Origin of the sequence: Streptomyces sp. NPDC088706 (assembly GCF_044752765.1) — a bacterium.
Classification (GTDB): domain Bacteria; phylum Actinomycetota; class Actinomycetes; order Streptomycetales; family Streptomycetaceae; genus Streptomyces.
This window is the reverse complement of record NZ_JBIVLW010000006.1, coordinates 45,216-60,714: the sequence shown is the minus strand read 5'-3', so window position 1 is coordinate 60,714 and position 15,499 is coordinate 45,216. Positions and strand designations below refer to the sequence as shown.

The following is a 15,499-nucleotide window of genomic DNA, read 5'->3' as shown; positions in this document are numbered from 1 at the left end:
GCTACCCGGGCCGGCCGAACTTGCGTACGTAGCGCCGCTGCCACGGGGTCTCCACCGCCCGGGGGTGGTAGCCGCGGCGGACGAACGTGACCGCGTCCTCGGCGGGGACCCCGTCCAGAACGGCCAGGGCGGCCAGCGCCGTCCCGGTCCGCCCGACCCCGCCCCCGCAGGCGACCTCGACCCGCTCCTGCGGAGCCCGCCGCCACACCTCCTCCAGGAGCTCCCGGGCCCGGCGCGGATCGGCCGGGAGCCGGAAGTCGGGCCACCGCAGCCACTGCGACTCCCACCGGACCGGGGGAGGCGTACGCCCCAGCAGATGGACGGCGAAGTCCGGCTCGCGCCCTTCGGGCAGCGGGTTGCGCAGGCCCCGGCCGCGTACCAGGCGCCCGGAGGGCAGTGTCAGTACGGCTCGGTCGGCCGCGTCCCAGCTGTCGTTCATACCGTCAATCTAGCCACCGGAAGCGTGCCGGGAGCACGGAAGCGGGGCACCGGATCAGCGATCCCGTGCCCCGCTTCCCTGAGCGCGCCGGTCAGGCAGCCGCACCCACCGGGGAATCGGCGGGCGCGGCCCCCGTCTCCCCGGCCGGCACCGCCGCCGTCCGGCGGGCGCCCTTCAGCAGGACGACCAGGCCGGTGGCCGCGAGGGTGCCGGCGGCGATCGCCAGCAGGTACAGGAACGGTTCACCGATCAGCGGCAGGCGCCGCGATCAGGAAGATCAGGTCCGCGGGACCGTCAGCCGCGCCGAAGTCGATGCCCCGGGCGCTGCGCCCGAAGGCCAGCGTCGGGGCGCTCACCTGCTCGCTCCGGCAGTGCGGGATGCCGATCCCGCCGTCGAGGCCCGTCGGCATCTGCGCCTCGCGGGCGGCGACGTCGGCCAGGAAGCCGTCGAGGTCGGTGACGCGGTGCGCGGCCACCATCCGCTCGGCGAGCGACCTCGCGGCGGCGTCCTTCGTCGCGGCGGACAGATCGAGGCCGACCAGTTCCGCGGTGATCAGCTCACTCATCGCGGTGCTCCTTGCTCGGGGACCGCCCGGCGGCGGCTCGGGGGACGAAAGGCGGCGGGCTCGTTCGGACGGGACTCGGGGCGCGGACCGCGGGGGCACCGGGGTTCGGGGTGTTCGGGGCTGTCATGGGGCGGGCTCCGTCAGCGGGTGGTCCACGGGGACATCGGCGCTCGACGCGACCGCCGCCGGATCGAGATCGGCCGGTGTGGGCATGAGGCTCCCCGCCAGCTGCACCGCCGCCGCGCCATGGGGCGACGGCTGCGGCGAGCGCCTCGGGGCCCTGTCCGCCCGCCGTGAGGAAACCGGCGAGGGAGGCGTCCCCGGCGCCCACATCGCTGCGTACGGTCCCGGCCCGGGCGCTCGCGAAGTACGAGCCCGACGCCTCCACCAGCAACTGCCCGTCGGCCCCGAGGCTCGGCAGCACCGAGCGGGCGCCCCGCCCGCGCAGCTCCTCGGCCGCCTCCAGCGCGTCACCGACCGTGGCGAGCGGACGGCCGACGGCCTCGCCGAGCTCCTGGACGTTGGGCTTGATCACGTCGGGCCCCTCCCGCAGCGCGGCGGTCAGCGCCGCGCCGAAGGTGTCCAGGGCCATGCGCGTACCGGCCCGGTGGCTGCGGGCGACCAGCTCCGCGTACCACTGGGATGGCAGCCCGCGGGGCAGGCTGCCGCAGCACGCGATCCAGTCGGCGGAGGCGGAGCGGGCCCGTACGGCCTCCAGGAGGGCCTCCGCCTCGGCGGGGCTGAGCTCGGGCCCGGTGGCGTTGATCTTGGTGAGCGTGGAGTCGGACTCGATGAGCGAGACGTTGATCCGGGTGCTGCCGGCGACCGGGACCCCCGCGGCCTCGATGCCGTGCTCGCCGAGCAGCCGGGCGAGCAGCGCGCCCTCCGGACCGCCCATCGGGGCGACGGCGACGGTGCGGTGGCCGGCCGCCGCGACCGCGCGGGAGACGTTGACGCCCTTGCCGCCCGGGTCGACGCGGTCGGCCGTGGCCCGCAGGACGGTGCCGCGGACCAGGTCGGGCAGCTCGTAGGTCCGGTCCAGGCTGGGGTTGGGGGTGACGGTGAGGATCATGCGCGTACTACTTCCGTGCCCCGGCTCTCGATCGAGCGGGCGTCGTCGGGGCTGAGGCCCGTGTCGGTGATGAGGAGGTCCACGTCGGTCAGGTCACCGAAGCGGGCGAAGTGCCGCTGCCCGAACTTGCCCGAGTCGGCGAGCAGGACGACCCGGCGGGCGGCCTTGACCACCGCGCGCTTCACGGCGGCCTCGGCGAGGTCGGGCGTGGTGAGGCCGCTGCCGGGCGCGTAGCCGTTGGTGGCGAGGAAGACGACGTCGGCGCTGATCTCGGCGTACGCGCCGAGCGCCCAGGCGTCGACCGCCGCCCGCGTCCGGTGCCGGACCCGCCCGCCGACCAGGTGCAGCGCGATGCCCGGGTGGTCGGCGAGGCGGGCGGCGACCGGCAGCGCGTGCGTCACCACGGTCAGCGCCGCGTCGAGGGGGACGGCCGCGGCGAGCCGGGCCGTCGTGGTCCCGGCGTCGATGATCACGTTGCCGTCCGCGGGGAGCTCGGCCAGTGCCGCCCGCGCGATGCGGTCCTTCTCGTCGGCGGCCACGGCGTCGCGCTCGGCGAGGTCGGGCTCGAGGTCGAGCCGCCCGAGAGGGATGGCACCGCCGTGCACCCGGCGCAGCAGTCCCGCCCGGTCGAGCACCTTGAGATCACGCCGGACGGTCTCGGCGGTCACCTGGAACTCCTCGGCCAGGGAGAGCACGTCGACCCGGCCGCCCTCCCGGGCGAGGCGGAGGATCCCCTGCTGACGCTCCGGTGCGTACATGTGGTTTCGTATCCGTTTCATGCCCGAGTCTGTGGTTTCGGGCTCAGGTTACGTGCGGTGTAGGAGAAAGTAGACACATTCGGGCGGGGCGTGGGCATGCACGGGCACGAGACGTACTCGCGTGGGCGCATGCGTCGGCGGGGCGCACCGGCCACCGGTGCGCCCCGCCGATCCGTGTGCTCGGCGCTACCCGGGAGCGCCCTCGCTCAGCGGCCGGGCGAGCAGCGGGGTGCCGGGAGCCTGGTGTCCTCCGCTGGCGAGCATCCGCACCTCGCCCCGGTCGCTGATCTCGGCCCGGACGATGCCGCTCTCGTCCTCGTACACCGGAGATCCGCCCGCCCCGGTCCGGTCGGTCAGCCGGACGGCGACCACGTCGTCCTCGGCTCCGGACATCCGGAAGATGAGTTCGTAACGTTCCGTGTGCTCCATGACGGCCTCCCGGCGGGGCCACGACGACAGCCGGCCCTGACTCCATTGTTTCCCACCCGGGCGGGCGCCGCCCGGGGAGCGGAGGGAGGAGGGTGTTGTGCGACGGCCAACGGGCGGAGGTGTCCGGTCGATCGGGTGACTCCGGGCGGTAGGACAACATGACCGGTCGCCGGGAGGGCTAGGCATGCGTACATGAGACTTGAGCCCCGACGAAACAACCGTCTTTCCCCACGCTCCCGCAACCTCAAGGCGACCGGTGCCGCCGCCTGCCTGGCAGCCGCCGCTCTCCTGCTGACGGCATGCGGTCAGAGCTCGGACAGCGCGACGTCCGCGGCCACCGAAGCCGCGAAGGTCCTTCCGCAGCAGACGACGGCGTCCCCGTCGGCCACCGCGGCGCTGACCGAGGACCAGCAGGAGCGCAAGAGGGTGCTGGACGCCACCAAGGTCACCTTCGACGACGCCGCGACGACCGCGGTCGGCGAAGTGGCCAACAGCAAGCTCGTCGACCTGGATCTGGAGGGTGTGGACGACGACGACAGCGGCGCGAGCCCCAGCCCGACCGGCAGCCCCAGCCCGACCGGCAGCCCCACCGCGACCGGTTCGCCGAGCGCGAGCCCGGGTGCCGACGGTCCCGTCTGGGTCGCGGAAGTCGCCGAGAAGGACGGCACGGTCCACACCGTGCGGATCAACGCGGTCGACGGCAAGGTGATCGAGGCCCGTGTCGACGCGGACCAGGACGCCGAGGACAAGCAGCAGACGGCCGATCGGCTCGCCGCGGCCACGCAGACGCCCGAGCAGGCGGCCAAGGTCGCCACGCAGAAGAAGAAGGGGACCGTCACCTCCGTCGGCCTGGACGAGAACGACGGCAACGTGGTGATCTGGTCGGTCGACGTGGTCGGCTCCGACTGGAAGAAGACCACTTTCGACGTGGACGCCAAGAACGACACCATCGTCCGCGAGGAGACCGACAACGACTGACCGTCCCCGGACGGTGTGACCTCGGTGGTGTGCCGGTGCGGGCGCACCACCGAGCGCGCGAAGGGGTACGCCGGACGCCCGGCGCACCCCTTCCCCTATGCCCGCGACGGCTTGCGCCGGTCGAGCAGCCGGCAGACGAAGTCCTCCTGGAGACCGCGGAGGGTGGCCAGCAGCCGGGGGTTCGTGACGCTGTTGACCTGCGAGGTGAGTGAGACGGTCAGCGACCGCTCGCCGTCCTTGGTGGCCGCCGCCAGCTGGGTGTAGCCGGGGAAGTTGCCGGTGTGGCCGTACACGGTCCCGCACCGCGTCCGGTACGCGAAGAGGGCGAGCCCGGCCTCGTTGCGCCCGGGCCCCGCCGGTTCGGAACTGCCCGCCACGAACGTCAGCTGCCGGCGGCGGGTCCGCGGACCCAGGTCCCGGCCACCGGCCCAGGCGCGGATGAAGGCGCCCAGCTCCCCAGGTGTGGAGACGATGCCGCCGGACGCCCACACCCCGGAGGCGCCGAGCGCGGTGGAGATGTCCTGCGGCCGGTTGGGCGGATCCACGTCGTAGCCGTGCAGGTACGGCTCGGGCAGCCGGTACCCCTGGGGCAGCGAGGTGGACCCCAGCCCCAGCGGCCGGTACACGATCTCGGCCAGCAGCCGCTCGTAGCGGGTGCCCGTCGCGGCCTCGGCGACGAGGGCCACGGCGATGTTGTCGGAGTTGGAGTACCGGTACGCCGAACCCGGCCGGAAGCGCAGCGGGTCCCCGGACACGTACCGCAGCAGCTCGCGCGAGTCGAAGCGCCGGCGCGGATCGGCGGCGAACTCGGCGATGAACGCGGGGTCCTCGGTGTAGTCCGGCAGCCCGCTGGTGTGGTTGAGGAGCTGGCCGACGGTGACCCGGTGCCAGGCGGCGGGCAGCCGGGGCAGCCACCGGCCGAGGGTGTCGTCGAGCGAGACGCGTCCGCTGTCGACCAGGTGCAGCGCGACCGCGCCGCTGAAGGCCTTCGCCACGCTGGCGATCCGCATGTGGTCGGTGGTCCGCGGCGGCCGCTCGGTGCCGAGCTCGGCGGTACCGGCCCGGTACACCTCGCTGCGGCCGTCGACCGTCAGTACGGCGATGGCCCCGGGCGGCCCGCCGGGGGCGTCCACCAGCGCCCGGAGCCCGTGCTGCAACTCCCGGTCGACCGGCCTCTGCCTGCCGTCGCCCCCGTCACCGCCCGCCCGGGCGGGTCCGGTCATCAGCCCGGCGAGCGAGGCGGCGGCCAGCGCGGCTACGACGGCTCTTCGCCGCAGCGGCCGGTAAGGGGCGCGCGGAAGGGGACGTGTGGGCACGGGCGTACCTCCAGAAGGTGTGGTGGGGGCGGGTGCGTGCGGCCCCGGAGGTGCCGGTGGACCGGATGCCCTCAGGGCGTCCTTGGCTCTGCTCCGCCGGCGCCGGCCTCCGGCTGCCGCGAGCCCAGCATCGGGCGGCCGCGCGGGAAGCGCCGCTGAGGTGGACCATCCGGCCGATCACCGCCACCCGCCCGGCGTCCCGCCCCCTCCGCACGTACCGCTCACCGGGGCGGGGCGGCGTCCCCGCGCAGCTCCAGGACGTACCGTCGCCCCGGGCGGTCACCGAACATGACGTCCTCGACCGGCTCGAACCCGGCTCGTGCCAGCACCGCGCGGGAACCCGCGTTGTCGAGCGTCGTCTCCGCCCGCAGCAGGGTCAGCCCGTACTCCCGGACCGCGGACCCGCACAGCTGCCGGACCGCCCAGGTCGCCAGCCCGCGCCCCGCGGCCCTCTCCGCGATCCGGTAGCCGAGCTCGGCCGAACCGTCCTCGACCCCGATGAGGTTGATCCGGCCCAGGATCGTCCCGTCGGGCTCCTCCATGACATGGAAGTGGTGCAGTCCGGCGTCCTGCTCGGCGAGCAGTTCCCGGTGGCGTGCGGCGAAGCCGGTGAAGTAGTCGTCGCCCCGGTCGGGCACCGAGGCGGAGAAGTACGCGCGGTTCTCCCGCTCGAACGCGAGCAGGGCCTCGGCGTGGCCGGGCCGGAGGCGGCTGATGATCGTCATACCGTGATGCTAATGACCCGCTCCCGCGTACGAGCCCCGCGGTGGGAACGGCGGACGCGCGAGGTCACGAGGTCACGAGGGGAGTTGACGTTCCAGCGCGTGGGCCAGGCCGCGCTCGGCGTCGTCGGCCGAAGCCCGGCGGTAGGCCCGTTCGTACGCCGAGTCGCCCGCCGCCCGCCGGGCCTGGAGCTCCCACTGTTCCCGGATCGCCCCGAGCTCGGGGGTGCCGCGGTGCGGGTGGCCGATGATCCGCCAGTACGTGTGGCCCGTGCCGGAGGTACGGGCCGCCGCGACCCCGTCCCCCTGGGCGGCGATGGCACCGGCGAGCAGATCGAGGCCGAGGGCGATGCCGAGGCTGTCGTGCAGCTCGTGCTTGCTCGCGAGCATCGCGCGGGCGTGGCTCTCGGCGTGCCGGGGACGGCCCCGCAGCAGATGGATGAGGGCGAGCTGGTGGTCGGCGTAGGCCCGCGCCCAGTGCTCGCCGAAGCGCAGGCTTATCCGCTGGAGCCGGGTGGCCTCCTGGTACGCCTCGTCCAGGCGGCCGAGCGCCGACAGGGCGAAGAGGCGTATCACCCGGCAGCGCATCTGGGAGGGGGACTCGGCGGGGTCCCCCGGGTGCAGTCGCAGGGCCCGGTCGCTGACCAGGTGCGCGGTCTGCGGCCGGCCCATCATCAGGTAGGTGAAGCTCATGGAGTGGGCCGCCGAGAGGGCGGCCTCGGCGTCCTGGCCGAGCCGGGCGGCCTCCTCGCACCGAGCACCGACACGGCGGGCCGCCTCATGGTCCCCCTGGAGGGTCAGCGTGATGCCGAGGGCCCAGAGGGCGCGGGTGCGGTGCGGGCCGGCCGAGAGGGGCAGGGCCAGCACCCGCTCCAGATAGGTCCGGGCCTGGTGCAGGTGACCGCAGCAGCTCCAGAACAGACCGGCGCAGCCGGCCATCTCCATCGCCTTCTCGGGGTCCTCGGCCAGCAGATGCTCCAGGGCCGCGCAGAGGTCCGCGTGGGTGGCGGCGACCCTGCGGTACCACTCGACCTGGCGGGGCCCCAGCCAGCCGGTGTGCGCCTGCACGGCCGTCTGCGCGAAGTGCCGGGCGTGCCGGTCCGTGAAGAGCGCGTCCTCCGCCAGCTCGGCGAGCCACATCGCGCCGTACTCACGCAGCGTGTCCAGCATCCGGTAGCCCTCGCCGGTCCGCCGGAGGACGGACTGCTCGGCGAGGCCCTCCAGCGCGGGGGCGACTTCCTCGGCGCCGAGGGGTCCGCCCGCACACACCGCCTCGGCGTCGGCCGTCATGATGACGCCCCGGAAGACGGAGAGCCGCGCCCACAGCAGCCGCTCCAGCGGGGCGCAGAGCTCGTGGCTCCAGCCGATGGTGGTGCGCAGGGCGCGGTGGCGGCGGGGCCACAGCGTGTCGTCGCTGAGGGCGTCCAGCCGGGAGGCCAGCCGCCCGGTGATCTCCTGCGCGCTGCTCTCCCGGAGCTGCGCGCAGGCCAGCTCGACGGCCAGCGGTATCCCTTCGAGGCGGCGGCAGATCTCGGCCACGGCCGCCGTGTCGCCGGGAGCGTCGAGCACCAGTCCGGGTACGACGGTGGCGGCGCGGTCGAGGAAGAGCCGTACGGCCTCGTCGCCGTCCTCGCCGGCGGAGAGCGGGGGCACCTCCACGGCGTGCTCGCCCTCCGCGCCCAGAGGCTGCCTGCTGGTGGCCAGGACGGTCAGTCCGGGAGCGGCGGAGAGCAGTTCGGTGACGAGCTGCCGGCAGGAGTCGACGACGCGCTCGCAGCAGTCCAGGACGAGCAGCAGGTGGCGGTCGGCGAGCCATTCGCAGAGCGCGGCCACCGGACGCCGAGGGCTGTGGTCCAGCAGTCCGACGCCGTCGCAGACCGTCGTGGTGAGCAACTGGTCGTCATCCAGATGGGAGAGGTCCGCCCACCACACGCCGTCCGCGTACCGGTCCCGGACGTGCCCGGCGGTCCGGAGGGCCAGCCGGCTCTTGCCGACCCCGCCGCTCCCACTGAGGGTGACCAGCCGGTGATCCTGAAGTGCCCGGTCGATGTCGTCCAGTTCGCTGTCGCGGCCGACGAAGGTGGTCGTCACGACGGGAAGGTTGCCCATCACGCGAGCCATCCTGCCTCGGTGAGGCCCGCGGCCTCCGTTCATAGCGAAAAGCAGTCAGAAACGGCTGACAATATCTCCTGCCCGATCGGAAGTTGACGCATCCGGAAGGTGGGGCGCCGGCGTCGGAGAGCGCGGCGAGCGAGCGGACCGAGGCACTGTCCCACCCCTGCGTTACGTTGCTGTCATGACGAACTTCGCGCAGGCCCGCGCCGAGGAGCAGCACACCAGCGCCGAGCCGGAGCCGACCCGAGCCGTGCCCGAGCCGGTCCCCGCCGTGCCGGAGCCGACCCGCGCGGAGCCGGTGACGGAACACCCGGAGATCACCTACATCGGATGCGCCCGGTGCGGTACCCAGATCGCGGGGCTCGACGGCCGCTACGCCTGCTCGGGCTGTGGCTGGGTGAACGAGTGGACCGAGGGGCACCGGCCCCTGCCCGCGGCCGGGCGGCGGCGTGCCCCGGCGGCCCCGCGCCCTCGGCAGCTCTGAGCGGGGGGCCTGAGCGGGGGGCGGGGCCGGACACGGCCCGGACGCCGTTCCGGCAGCTCCGGGGCGTCTCGGTCCCCGGACCGGGAATCGCGGCGTCCGGCGCCCACCACGTACACTCGCCCCCGCTCCGCCGACCGGCGGGGCTTTACGCACCAGACCTGACGGGGATACGCATGAGTTCCGCAGACAGCACCGAAGCACCGATCTACGCCGGCCTCGTGGAGGAGCAGGGAGACGTGCTCGCCGAGGTACGGCGCGTGGCCGAGGAGGTCCTCCGCGACGCGGACCGCGCCATCGACTTCGGCGGCGTACGGTCGTCCGCCGCCTACCGCTAGGCCGCGACGGACGTGCACATGTCCATCACGAGACGATAGACGTCGTGCAACTATTGCCATGTTCTTGCGCGTGTAGGGCGACGGCTTACTGAACACCCGTCATCGGCGCGCGTGGGTGGGGCCGCGGTCCGACCGAGTGCTTCCGGGCACCGGTACCACCGCGGCCACCCGGCGGTCGGCCTCCGGAGGTTCCCTCCCGCCCCGGTGAGCGGCCCGCGCGTCCGCGCGGAGAGCGCTCCCGAAGCTTCGCTCTAGAAGCTTCGCTCCAGAAGGGTTCATCTCCCTCGCGTTTCCCGCAGTGGCCCATGGTTCGTCATGGCTGTCACCGCTTGCGGATGTTGCAGACGTTGCAGATGTGGCGGAGGCGCCGTGCCCGCAATCGTCGGATCCACCCCTCCGTATGCAGCCTTTCGCCCCTGCTTCCATGGGCTCTTGTCCCGCACAACGGTCAAGAGCTGTCAATGATTTACGAAATCAACGCGACATCTTGCGGCCATTCGTCGGCGGTGGTTGAGTGTGGTCCGCCACACAGCTCGGGGCTGTGGGCTTCCCGCACTCCTGCCCTAGAGGGGTCCACCGATGAGAAGTTCTGTTCTTCGTCGTACCTGCGTCACCGCCGTCGCCACCGCACTGGCCGCCACCGGCCTGGCCGCCTGCGACTCCGAGGGCGGGAGCACCGCGGACGGCAGGACGCGCATCACCGTCAACTGCTGGCCCCAGCCGAGTGCGAAGATCGACCACCAGCGGTTCGACGAGGACGTCAAGACGTTCGAGAAGCAGAACCCGGACATCGACATCACCGCGCACGACGCCTTCCCGTGCCAGGACCCCAAGACGTTCGACGCGAAGCTGGCCGGCGGCCAGATGGAAGACGTGTTCTACACGTACTTCACCGACACCGACCGCGTCGTCTCCATCAACCAGGCCGCGGACATCACCGATTACGTCAAGGACCTCACGTCGTACAAGGACATAGCCCAGCCGCTACGTGACGCCTACACGGTCGACGGGAAGGTCTACGGCGTCCCGCGCACCAACTACTCCATGGGCCTGCTCTACAGCAAGGCGCTGTTCGCCAAGGCGGGCCTCGACCCCGCCGAGCCGCCGGCCACCTGGCCCGAGGTCCAGGCCGCCGCCAAGAAGATCGCGGGCCTGGGCAACGGCACCGTCGGCTTCGCCGAGTACAGCGCCCAGAACCAGGGTGGCTGGCACTTCACCGCCCACATCTACTCCCAGGGCGGCTCGGTCGTCAGCGAGGACGGCAAGCAGGCCACGGTCGACACCCCCGAGGGCAAGGCCGTCCTGCAGAACCTGAAGGACATGCGCTGGCGCGACAACTCCATGGGCGCCAAACAGCTCCTCATCATCAACGACACCCTCCAGATGATGGGCGCCGGCAAGCTCGGCATGTACCTCGCCGCCCCCGACAACGTGCCGCGCATCGTCAAGGAGGCCGGCGGGAAGTACGAGGACCTGGCGTTCGCCCCGATGCCCGGCGGCAAGGGCACCCTCATGGGCGGCGACGGCTACATGTTCAACAAGAAGGCCACCCCGGCCCAGATCAAGGCCGGACTCAAGTGGCTGGAGTGGACCTTCCTCACCCCGGGCCAGGGCTACATGAACAACTACGCCCGCGCCGCCGAGGACAAGTCACCGGTCGGCCTGCCCGAACCGCGGCTGTTCACCGGCGCCACCGACACCAAGGACCAGCAGCTGAAGAAGGCCTCCGCCAACGTGCCGGTGGAGAACTACCAGGCGTTCATCGACGGCGGCCAACAGCTCGACATGAAGCTGGAGCCCAAGCACGGCCAGCAGATCTACGCCGTTCTCGACGGCGCCGTCTCCGCGGTCCTCACCAAGAAGGACGCCGACATCGACCGACTCCTCAAGGACGCCCAGGCCAAGATCGACGGAATCCTGACCCGGGGCTGAGCCATGAAGACCACCTCCCAGCCCGCTCCACCCGCGCTGACGCGGCCCGCCCGCGCGACGCCCCCCTCGCGGAGCGGCCGTCCCGCGGGCCGGGGGCCGCTGGGCCCACTGCGCCGGAAGATCGCCGACCAGGCCACCGCCTACGCCTTCCTGACCGGCGGTCTGCTCTGCTTCATCCTCTTCTCGTGGTACCCGGCCGTCCGGTCGGTGATCATCGCGTTCCAGAAGTACACGCCCGGCTCCGACCCGCAGTGGGTGGGCACCGCCAACTTCACCCGGGTCCTCCAGGACCCCGAGTTCACGGCGGCCTGGCGCAACACGCTCACCTTCACCGTGCTCGCCCTGGTCATCGGCTTCGCCGTCCCGTTCGTCATGGCCCTGGTCCTCAACGAGCTCCGCCACGCCAAGGCGTTCTTCCGGGTCGTCGTCTACCTCCCGGTGATGATCCCCCCGGTGGTCAGCGCTCTGCTGTGGAAGTGGTTCTACGATCCGGGCGCGGGCCTCGCCAACGAGGTGCTCGGCTTCCTCCACCTGCCGGCGTCGAACTGGACCAACGGCGCCGACACCGCCCTCGTCTCCCTCGTCGTCGTGGCCACCTGGGCCAACATGGGCGGCACCGTCCTCATCTACCTCGCCGCGCTCCAGGGCATCCCCGGCGAGCTGTACGAGGCGGCCGAGCTGGACGGCGCGTCCGTGTGGCAGCGCATCCGGCACGTCACCATCCCGCAGACCCGCTTCATCATCCTGATGCTGATGCTGCTCCAGGTCATCGCCACGATGCAGGTGTTCACCGAACCCTTCGTCATCACCGGAGGCGGACCGGAGAACTCCACCGTCACCGTGCTCTACCTGATCTACAAGTACGCCTTCCTCTACAACGACTTCGGTGGCGCGTCCGCCCTCAGCGTGATGCTCCTGCTGGTGCTCAGCGCCTTCTCCGCCCTGTATCTGCGAATCACCCGCACCGACTGAGAGGAGCGGCCGCCCACCATGACCCAGACAGCTCCACCCCCGGTACCGCAGCCGCCCGCCTCCCTCACCGAGCGGCCGGCGGACGCCCCCGCCGAGCGCTCCGTACGCACCATCGTCTCCCCGCTCGCGCTCGCCGGGCGGCGCGGCAAGGCCACGTACTGGTCGGTGTTCGCCCTCGTCGTCCTCCTCTTCGCCTTCGCGTTCCTCTTCCCCGTCTACTGGATGGTCACAGGGGCGATGAAACCGCCCAAAGAAGTGGTGCGCACCCCGCCCACCCTGGTCCCCGAGCAGTGGCAGGTGACCGGCTACACCGACGCCTGGGACCTGATGCGGCTGCCGACCCACCTGTGGAACACGGTGGTCCAGGCGACCGGTGCCTGGGTGTTGCAGATCATCTTCTGCACGGCCGCCGCCTACGCCCTGTCCAAACTCAGGCCCGCGTTCGGCAAGGTGATCCTCGGCGGCATCCTCGCCACCCTGATGGTCCCGGTCCAGGCCCTCGTCGTGCCGAAGTACCTGACCATCGCGGACCTGCCGCTGATCCACGTCAACCTGCTGAACGACCCGCTGGCCATCTGGCTGCCGGCCGTGGCGAACGCCTTCAACCTCTACCTGCTCAAGCGGTTCTTCGACCAGATCCCGCGCGATGTGCTGGAGGCGGCGGAGATCGACGGCGCGGGCAAGCTCCGTACGCTCCGGTCCATCGTGCTGCCCCTGTCCCGGCCGGTGCTCGGCGTCGTCTCGATCTTCGCGCTCGTCGCCGTGTGGCAGGACTTCCTCTGGCCGCTCATGGTCTTCTCCGACACCGAGAAGCAGCCGATCAGCGTCGCCCTGGTCCAGCTCTCCCAGAACGTGCCGCTGACCGTGCTGATCGGCGCCATGGTCATCGCGAGCATCCCGATGGTCCTGATGTTCCTCGTCTTCCAGCGGCACATCATCGCCGGGATCAGCGCGGGGAGCACGAAGGGCTGACCGATCGGCGGCACCGAAGGCCCCAGGACCCGCCGCCCCCCCCCGGCATCCCGCCCCGCTCCGGGGCGGCGGCGCCAGAACCTCCAGCACCTCCCCGTTGCGCGGACCCGGCAGACCCCGCCGGCCACCGCGCCCGTCCGAAAGGAACCCGCCTTATGGAAGGCAGCCAGCTCGCCGCCGACGACTGGTGGCGCTCGGCCGTCATTTACCAGGTCTACGTCCGCAGCTTCGCCGACGGCGACGGCGACGGCACCGGCGATCTGACGGGTGTGCGGTCCCGGCTGCCCTACCTGGCCGAACTCGGCGTGGACGCCCTCTGGTTCACGCCCTGGTACCTCTCCCCGATGGCGGACGGCGGCTACGACGTCGCGGACTACCGGGTCATCGACCCGGCCTTCGGCACACTCGCGGAGGCCGAGAAGCTCATCGCCGAGGCCCGCGAGGCGGGCATCCGCACCATCATCGACATCGTCCCCAACCACGTCTCCGACCAGCACGTCTGGTTCCGGGCGGCGCTCGCCGCCGGCCCCGGCAGCCCGGAGCGCGAACTCTTCCACTTCCGCCCCGGCCGCGGCGCCCACGGCGAACTGCCGCCCAACGACTGGGAGAGCGAGTTCGGGGGAGGGCCCTGGACCCGCGTCGAGGACGGCGAGTGGTACCTGCACCTCTTCGCCACCGAACAGCCCGACCTCAACTGGGCCCACCCGGCCGTCCGCCAGGAGCACGAGGACGTCCTGCGCTTCTGGTTCGAGCGGGGCGTCGCCGGGGTCCGCGTCGACTCCGCCGCCCTCGTCGCCAAGGACCCGGCGCTCCCCGACCTCGCCGGGCACCCGGGGCCACACCCGTACGTCGACCGGGACGAGCTGCACGACATCTACCGGAGCTGGCGGGCCATCGCCGACGAGTTCGACGCCATCTTCGTCGGCGAGGTCTGGCTCCCGGACTCCGAGCGCTTCGCCCGCTACCTGCGCCCCGACGAGCTGCACACCGCCTTCAACTTCAGCTTCCTCAGCTGCCCCTGGGACGGCGAGCGGCTGCGCCGGTCCATCGAGGAGACCCTCGCCGAACACGCCCCGGTCGGCGCCCCCGCCACCTGGGTCCTGTGCAACCACGACATCACCCGGACCGTCACCCGCTACGGCCGCGAGGACACCGGCTTCGCCTTCACAGCCAAGGCGTTCGGCGTCCCCAGCGACCCGGAGCTCGGCACCCGCCGCGCCCGCGCCGCCGCCCTGCTCTCCCTCGCCCTGCCCGGCGCCGTCTACCTCTACCAGGGCGAGGAGCTGGGCCTGCCGGAGGCCGACGTACCGCTGGACCGCATCCAGGACCCGATGTACTTCCGCTCCCAGGGCCGGGCCCCCGGCCGCGACGGCTGTCGCACCCCGCTGCCCTGGGCGGCGGACGAACCGTACGCGGGCTTCGGCTCGACGGTGGAACCCTGGCTGCCGCTCCCGGCCAACTGGGCGGCCCACGCCGCCGACCTCCAGGCCACCGATCCCGCCTCCATGCTGGCCCTCTACCGTGAGGCCCTGCGGCAGCGGCGCTCCCTGCCCGAACTGCACACCGGGCAGCTGCGCTGGCTGAGCGAGGAGCGGGACCTCCTGGTGTTCGCGCGGGGCGCCACCCTGGTCTGCGCGGTCAACCTGGCCGATGCCCCCGCCGAACTCCCGGCCCACACCGGCGTCCTGCTGGCCAGCGGTCCCCTGGACGACGACGGCCGGCTGCCCAGGGACACGGCGGTGTGGCTGGCGGTCTGACCCCGTACGAGAACCGGCCCCGGACACCGCGACGGCGTCCGGGGCCGAGCTTCTGAGACCGCCGCGATCCGGCCGCCCCGGCACCGCCGACGGTCTGCCCGACCGCGTACCGGATCGCGCAGCAGCACCAGCGCGTCGGGCGCCCGCTCGACCGTCGCGGCGGCGATGTCGGCGAGCCTGCGCATCCCCGGCGGCGCGGGCACCGCCGACAGCCGCGCCATGAGCCCGGCCAGCACCTCCAGCACCGCGGTGTCGTCCGGCTCGCCCGACAGCGGGCGTCCCGCGTCCAGCCGCTCCCGCAGCTGCGCGCCCGCCACCGGATCGATGTCGAGCAGCGCACCACCCCGTCGCCGTCCCAGGCGCGGAGCCCCGCGGCCACCCCGGAGATCTCCTCGGCCGGCGGCTGGAGCTTGAGCACCGCGGGCGTACCGTCCGCGCGGACCACCGGCAGCACCAGCCCGGCCATACCGTGGCCGGCCGGCCCGTCCCTACGGAGCCCCCAGCCGTCCAGGAACTCGGCGGCCAGCCGGGGCAATGCGGCCGGCCACGCACGGCCCGGGCCGTCGCCGGGTGTGCCGTACGACGCGACCAGGGCGGCGGGGATGTCGCAGGGGGCGGGGTTCATGTGGGACCACTCCTCGGGGAGGCCTCC

The 15,499-nt window shown here is 72.7% G+C and carries 14 protein-coding genes and 2 pseudogenes; 7 read left to right on the top strand and 9 right to left on the bottom strand.

Features of this window, described 5'->3' with window-relative positions; genetic code table 11:
• Window position 1: 1 nt before the first annotated feature.
• The 5 genes and pseudogenes from ACIQAK_RS17015 to ACIQAK_RS16995 form a co-directional block, all read right to left on the bottom strand.
• Window positions 2–439 (bottom strand): protein-tyrosine phosphatase family protein, encoded by a 438-nt coding sequence (locus ACIQAK_RS17015; protein ID WP_366389569.1) that lies wholly within the window; start codon window positions 437–439, stop codon window positions 2–4.
• Between the two features lie 251 nt (window positions 440–690).
• Window positions 691–1,005, bottom strand: a pseudogene (locus ACIQAK_RS17010) (PTS sugar transporter subunit IIA); the annotation flags it as partial.
• A gap of 123 nt (window positions 1,006–1,128) precedes the next feature.
• Window positions 1,129–2,077 (bottom strand): annotated as a pseudogene (gene pfkB, locus ACIQAK_RS17005) (1-phosphofructokinase).
• Window positions 2,074–2,835, bottom strand: coding sequence for a DeoR/GlpR family DNA-binding transcription regulator (locus ACIQAK_RS17000; protein ID WP_366389632.1), 762 nt, complete (start codon window positions 2,833–2,835; stop codon window positions 2,074–2,076). The pseudogene pfkB and the gene ACIQAK_RS17000 overlap by 4 nt, the downstream one beginning before the upstream one ends.
• Window positions 2,836–3,021: 186 nt before the next feature.
• Window positions 3,022–3,264 carry a DUF6296 family protein gene (locus ACIQAK_RS16995; protein ID WP_366389570.1) on the bottom strand — a complete coding sequence of 81 codons (243 nt, stop codon included), beginning with the start codon at window positions 3,262–3,264 and terminating at the stop codon, window positions 3,022–3,024.
• 192 nt (window positions 3,265–3,456) lie between these two features.
• Between ACIQAK_RS16995 and ACIQAK_RS16990 the strand changes: the two genes are divergently transcribed.
• Window positions 3,457–4,242, top strand: coding sequence for a PepSY domain-containing protein (locus tag ACIQAK_RS16990; RefSeq protein WP_366389571.1), 786 nt, complete (start codon window positions 3,457–3,459; stop codon window positions 4,240–4,242).
• 95 nt (window positions 4,243–4,337) lie between these two features.
• Here the strand turns inward: ACIQAK_RS16990 and ACIQAK_RS16985 are convergent, their stop codons facing one another.
• The 3 genes from ACIQAK_RS16985 to ACIQAK_RS16975 form a co-directional block, all read right to left on the bottom strand.
• Window positions 4,338–5,558: a serine hydrolase domain-containing protein gene (locus tag ACIQAK_RS16985; RefSeq protein ID WP_366389572.1), complete on the bottom strand. Its 1,221-nt coding sequence runs from the start codon at window positions 5,556–5,558 to the stop codon at window positions 4,338–4,340.
• A gap of 221 nt (window positions 5,559–5,779) precedes the next feature.
• On the bottom strand, window positions 5,780–6,283 hold the full coding sequence (locus tag ACIQAK_RS16980; RefSeq protein ID WP_366389573.1) for a GNAT family N-acetyltransferase: 504 nt from the start codon (window positions 6,281–6,283) through the stop codon (window positions 5,780–5,782).
• 72 nt (window positions 6,284–6,355) lie between these two features.
• The gene (locus tag ACIQAK_RS16975) at window positions 6,356–8,389 is read right to left on the bottom strand and encodes an NB-ARC domain-containing protein (protein ID WP_366389574.1); all 2,034 of its coding nucleotides are present in this window, start codon (window positions 8,387–8,389) and stop codon (window positions 6,356–6,358) included.
• A gap of 187 nt (window positions 8,390–8,576) precedes the next feature.
• Between ACIQAK_RS16975 and ACIQAK_RS16970 the strand changes: the two genes are divergently transcribed.
• The 6 genes from ACIQAK_RS16970 (at window position 8,577) to ACIQAK_RS16945 (ending at window position 14,847) form a co-directional block, all read left to right on the top strand.
• Window positions 8,577–8,879, top strand: a complete 303-nt coding sequence (locus tag ACIQAK_RS16970) for a hypothetical protein (protein ID WP_366389575.1) — start codon at window positions 8,577–8,579, stop codon at window positions 8,877–8,879.
• 173 nt (window positions 8,880–9,052) lie between these two features.
• The gene (locus tag ACIQAK_RS16965) at window positions 9,053–9,214 is read left to right on the top strand and encodes a hypothetical protein (protein WP_164711256.1); all 162 of its coding nucleotides are present in this window, start codon (window positions 9,053–9,055) and stop codon (window positions 9,212–9,214) included.
• Between the two features lie 579 nt (window positions 9,215–9,793).
• Entirely contained in the window at window positions 9,794–11,146 is a 1,353-nt protein-coding gene (locus tag ACIQAK_RS16960) for a sugar ABC transporter substrate-binding protein (RefSeq protein WP_366389576.1), read from the top strand.
• A 3-nt stretch (window positions 11,147–11,149) separates the two neighbouring features.
• Window positions 11,150–12,118, top strand: coding sequence for a sugar ABC transporter permease (locus tag ACIQAK_RS16955; protein ID WP_366389577.1), 969 nt, complete (start codon window positions 11,150–11,152; stop codon window positions 12,116–12,118).
• 18 nt (window positions 12,119–12,136) lie between these two features.
• Window positions 12,137–13,090 (top strand): carbohydrate ABC transporter permease, encoded by a 954-nt coding sequence (locus ACIQAK_RS16950; protein ID WP_366389578.1) that lies wholly within the window; start codon window positions 12,137–12,139, stop codon window positions 13,088–13,090.
• A gap of 155 nt (window positions 13,091–13,245) precedes the next feature.
• Window positions 13,246–14,847, top strand: coding sequence for a glycoside hydrolase family 13 protein (locus ACIQAK_RS16945; protein ID WP_366389579.1), 1,602 nt, complete (start codon window positions 13,246–13,248; stop codon window positions 14,845–14,847).
• On the opposite strand, the gene ACIQAK_RS16940 is transcribed toward ACIQAK_RS16945, so the two are convergent.
• Window positions 14,729–15,313, bottom strand: coding sequence for a hypothetical protein (locus ACIQAK_RS16940; RefSeq protein WP_401848365.1), 585 nt, complete (start codon window positions 15,311–15,313; stop codon window positions 14,729–14,731). The two genes, ACIQAK_RS16945 and ACIQAK_RS16940, sit on opposite strands and share 119 nt — an antisense overlap.
• Between the last annotated feature and the right edge of the window lie 186 nt (window positions 15,314–15,499).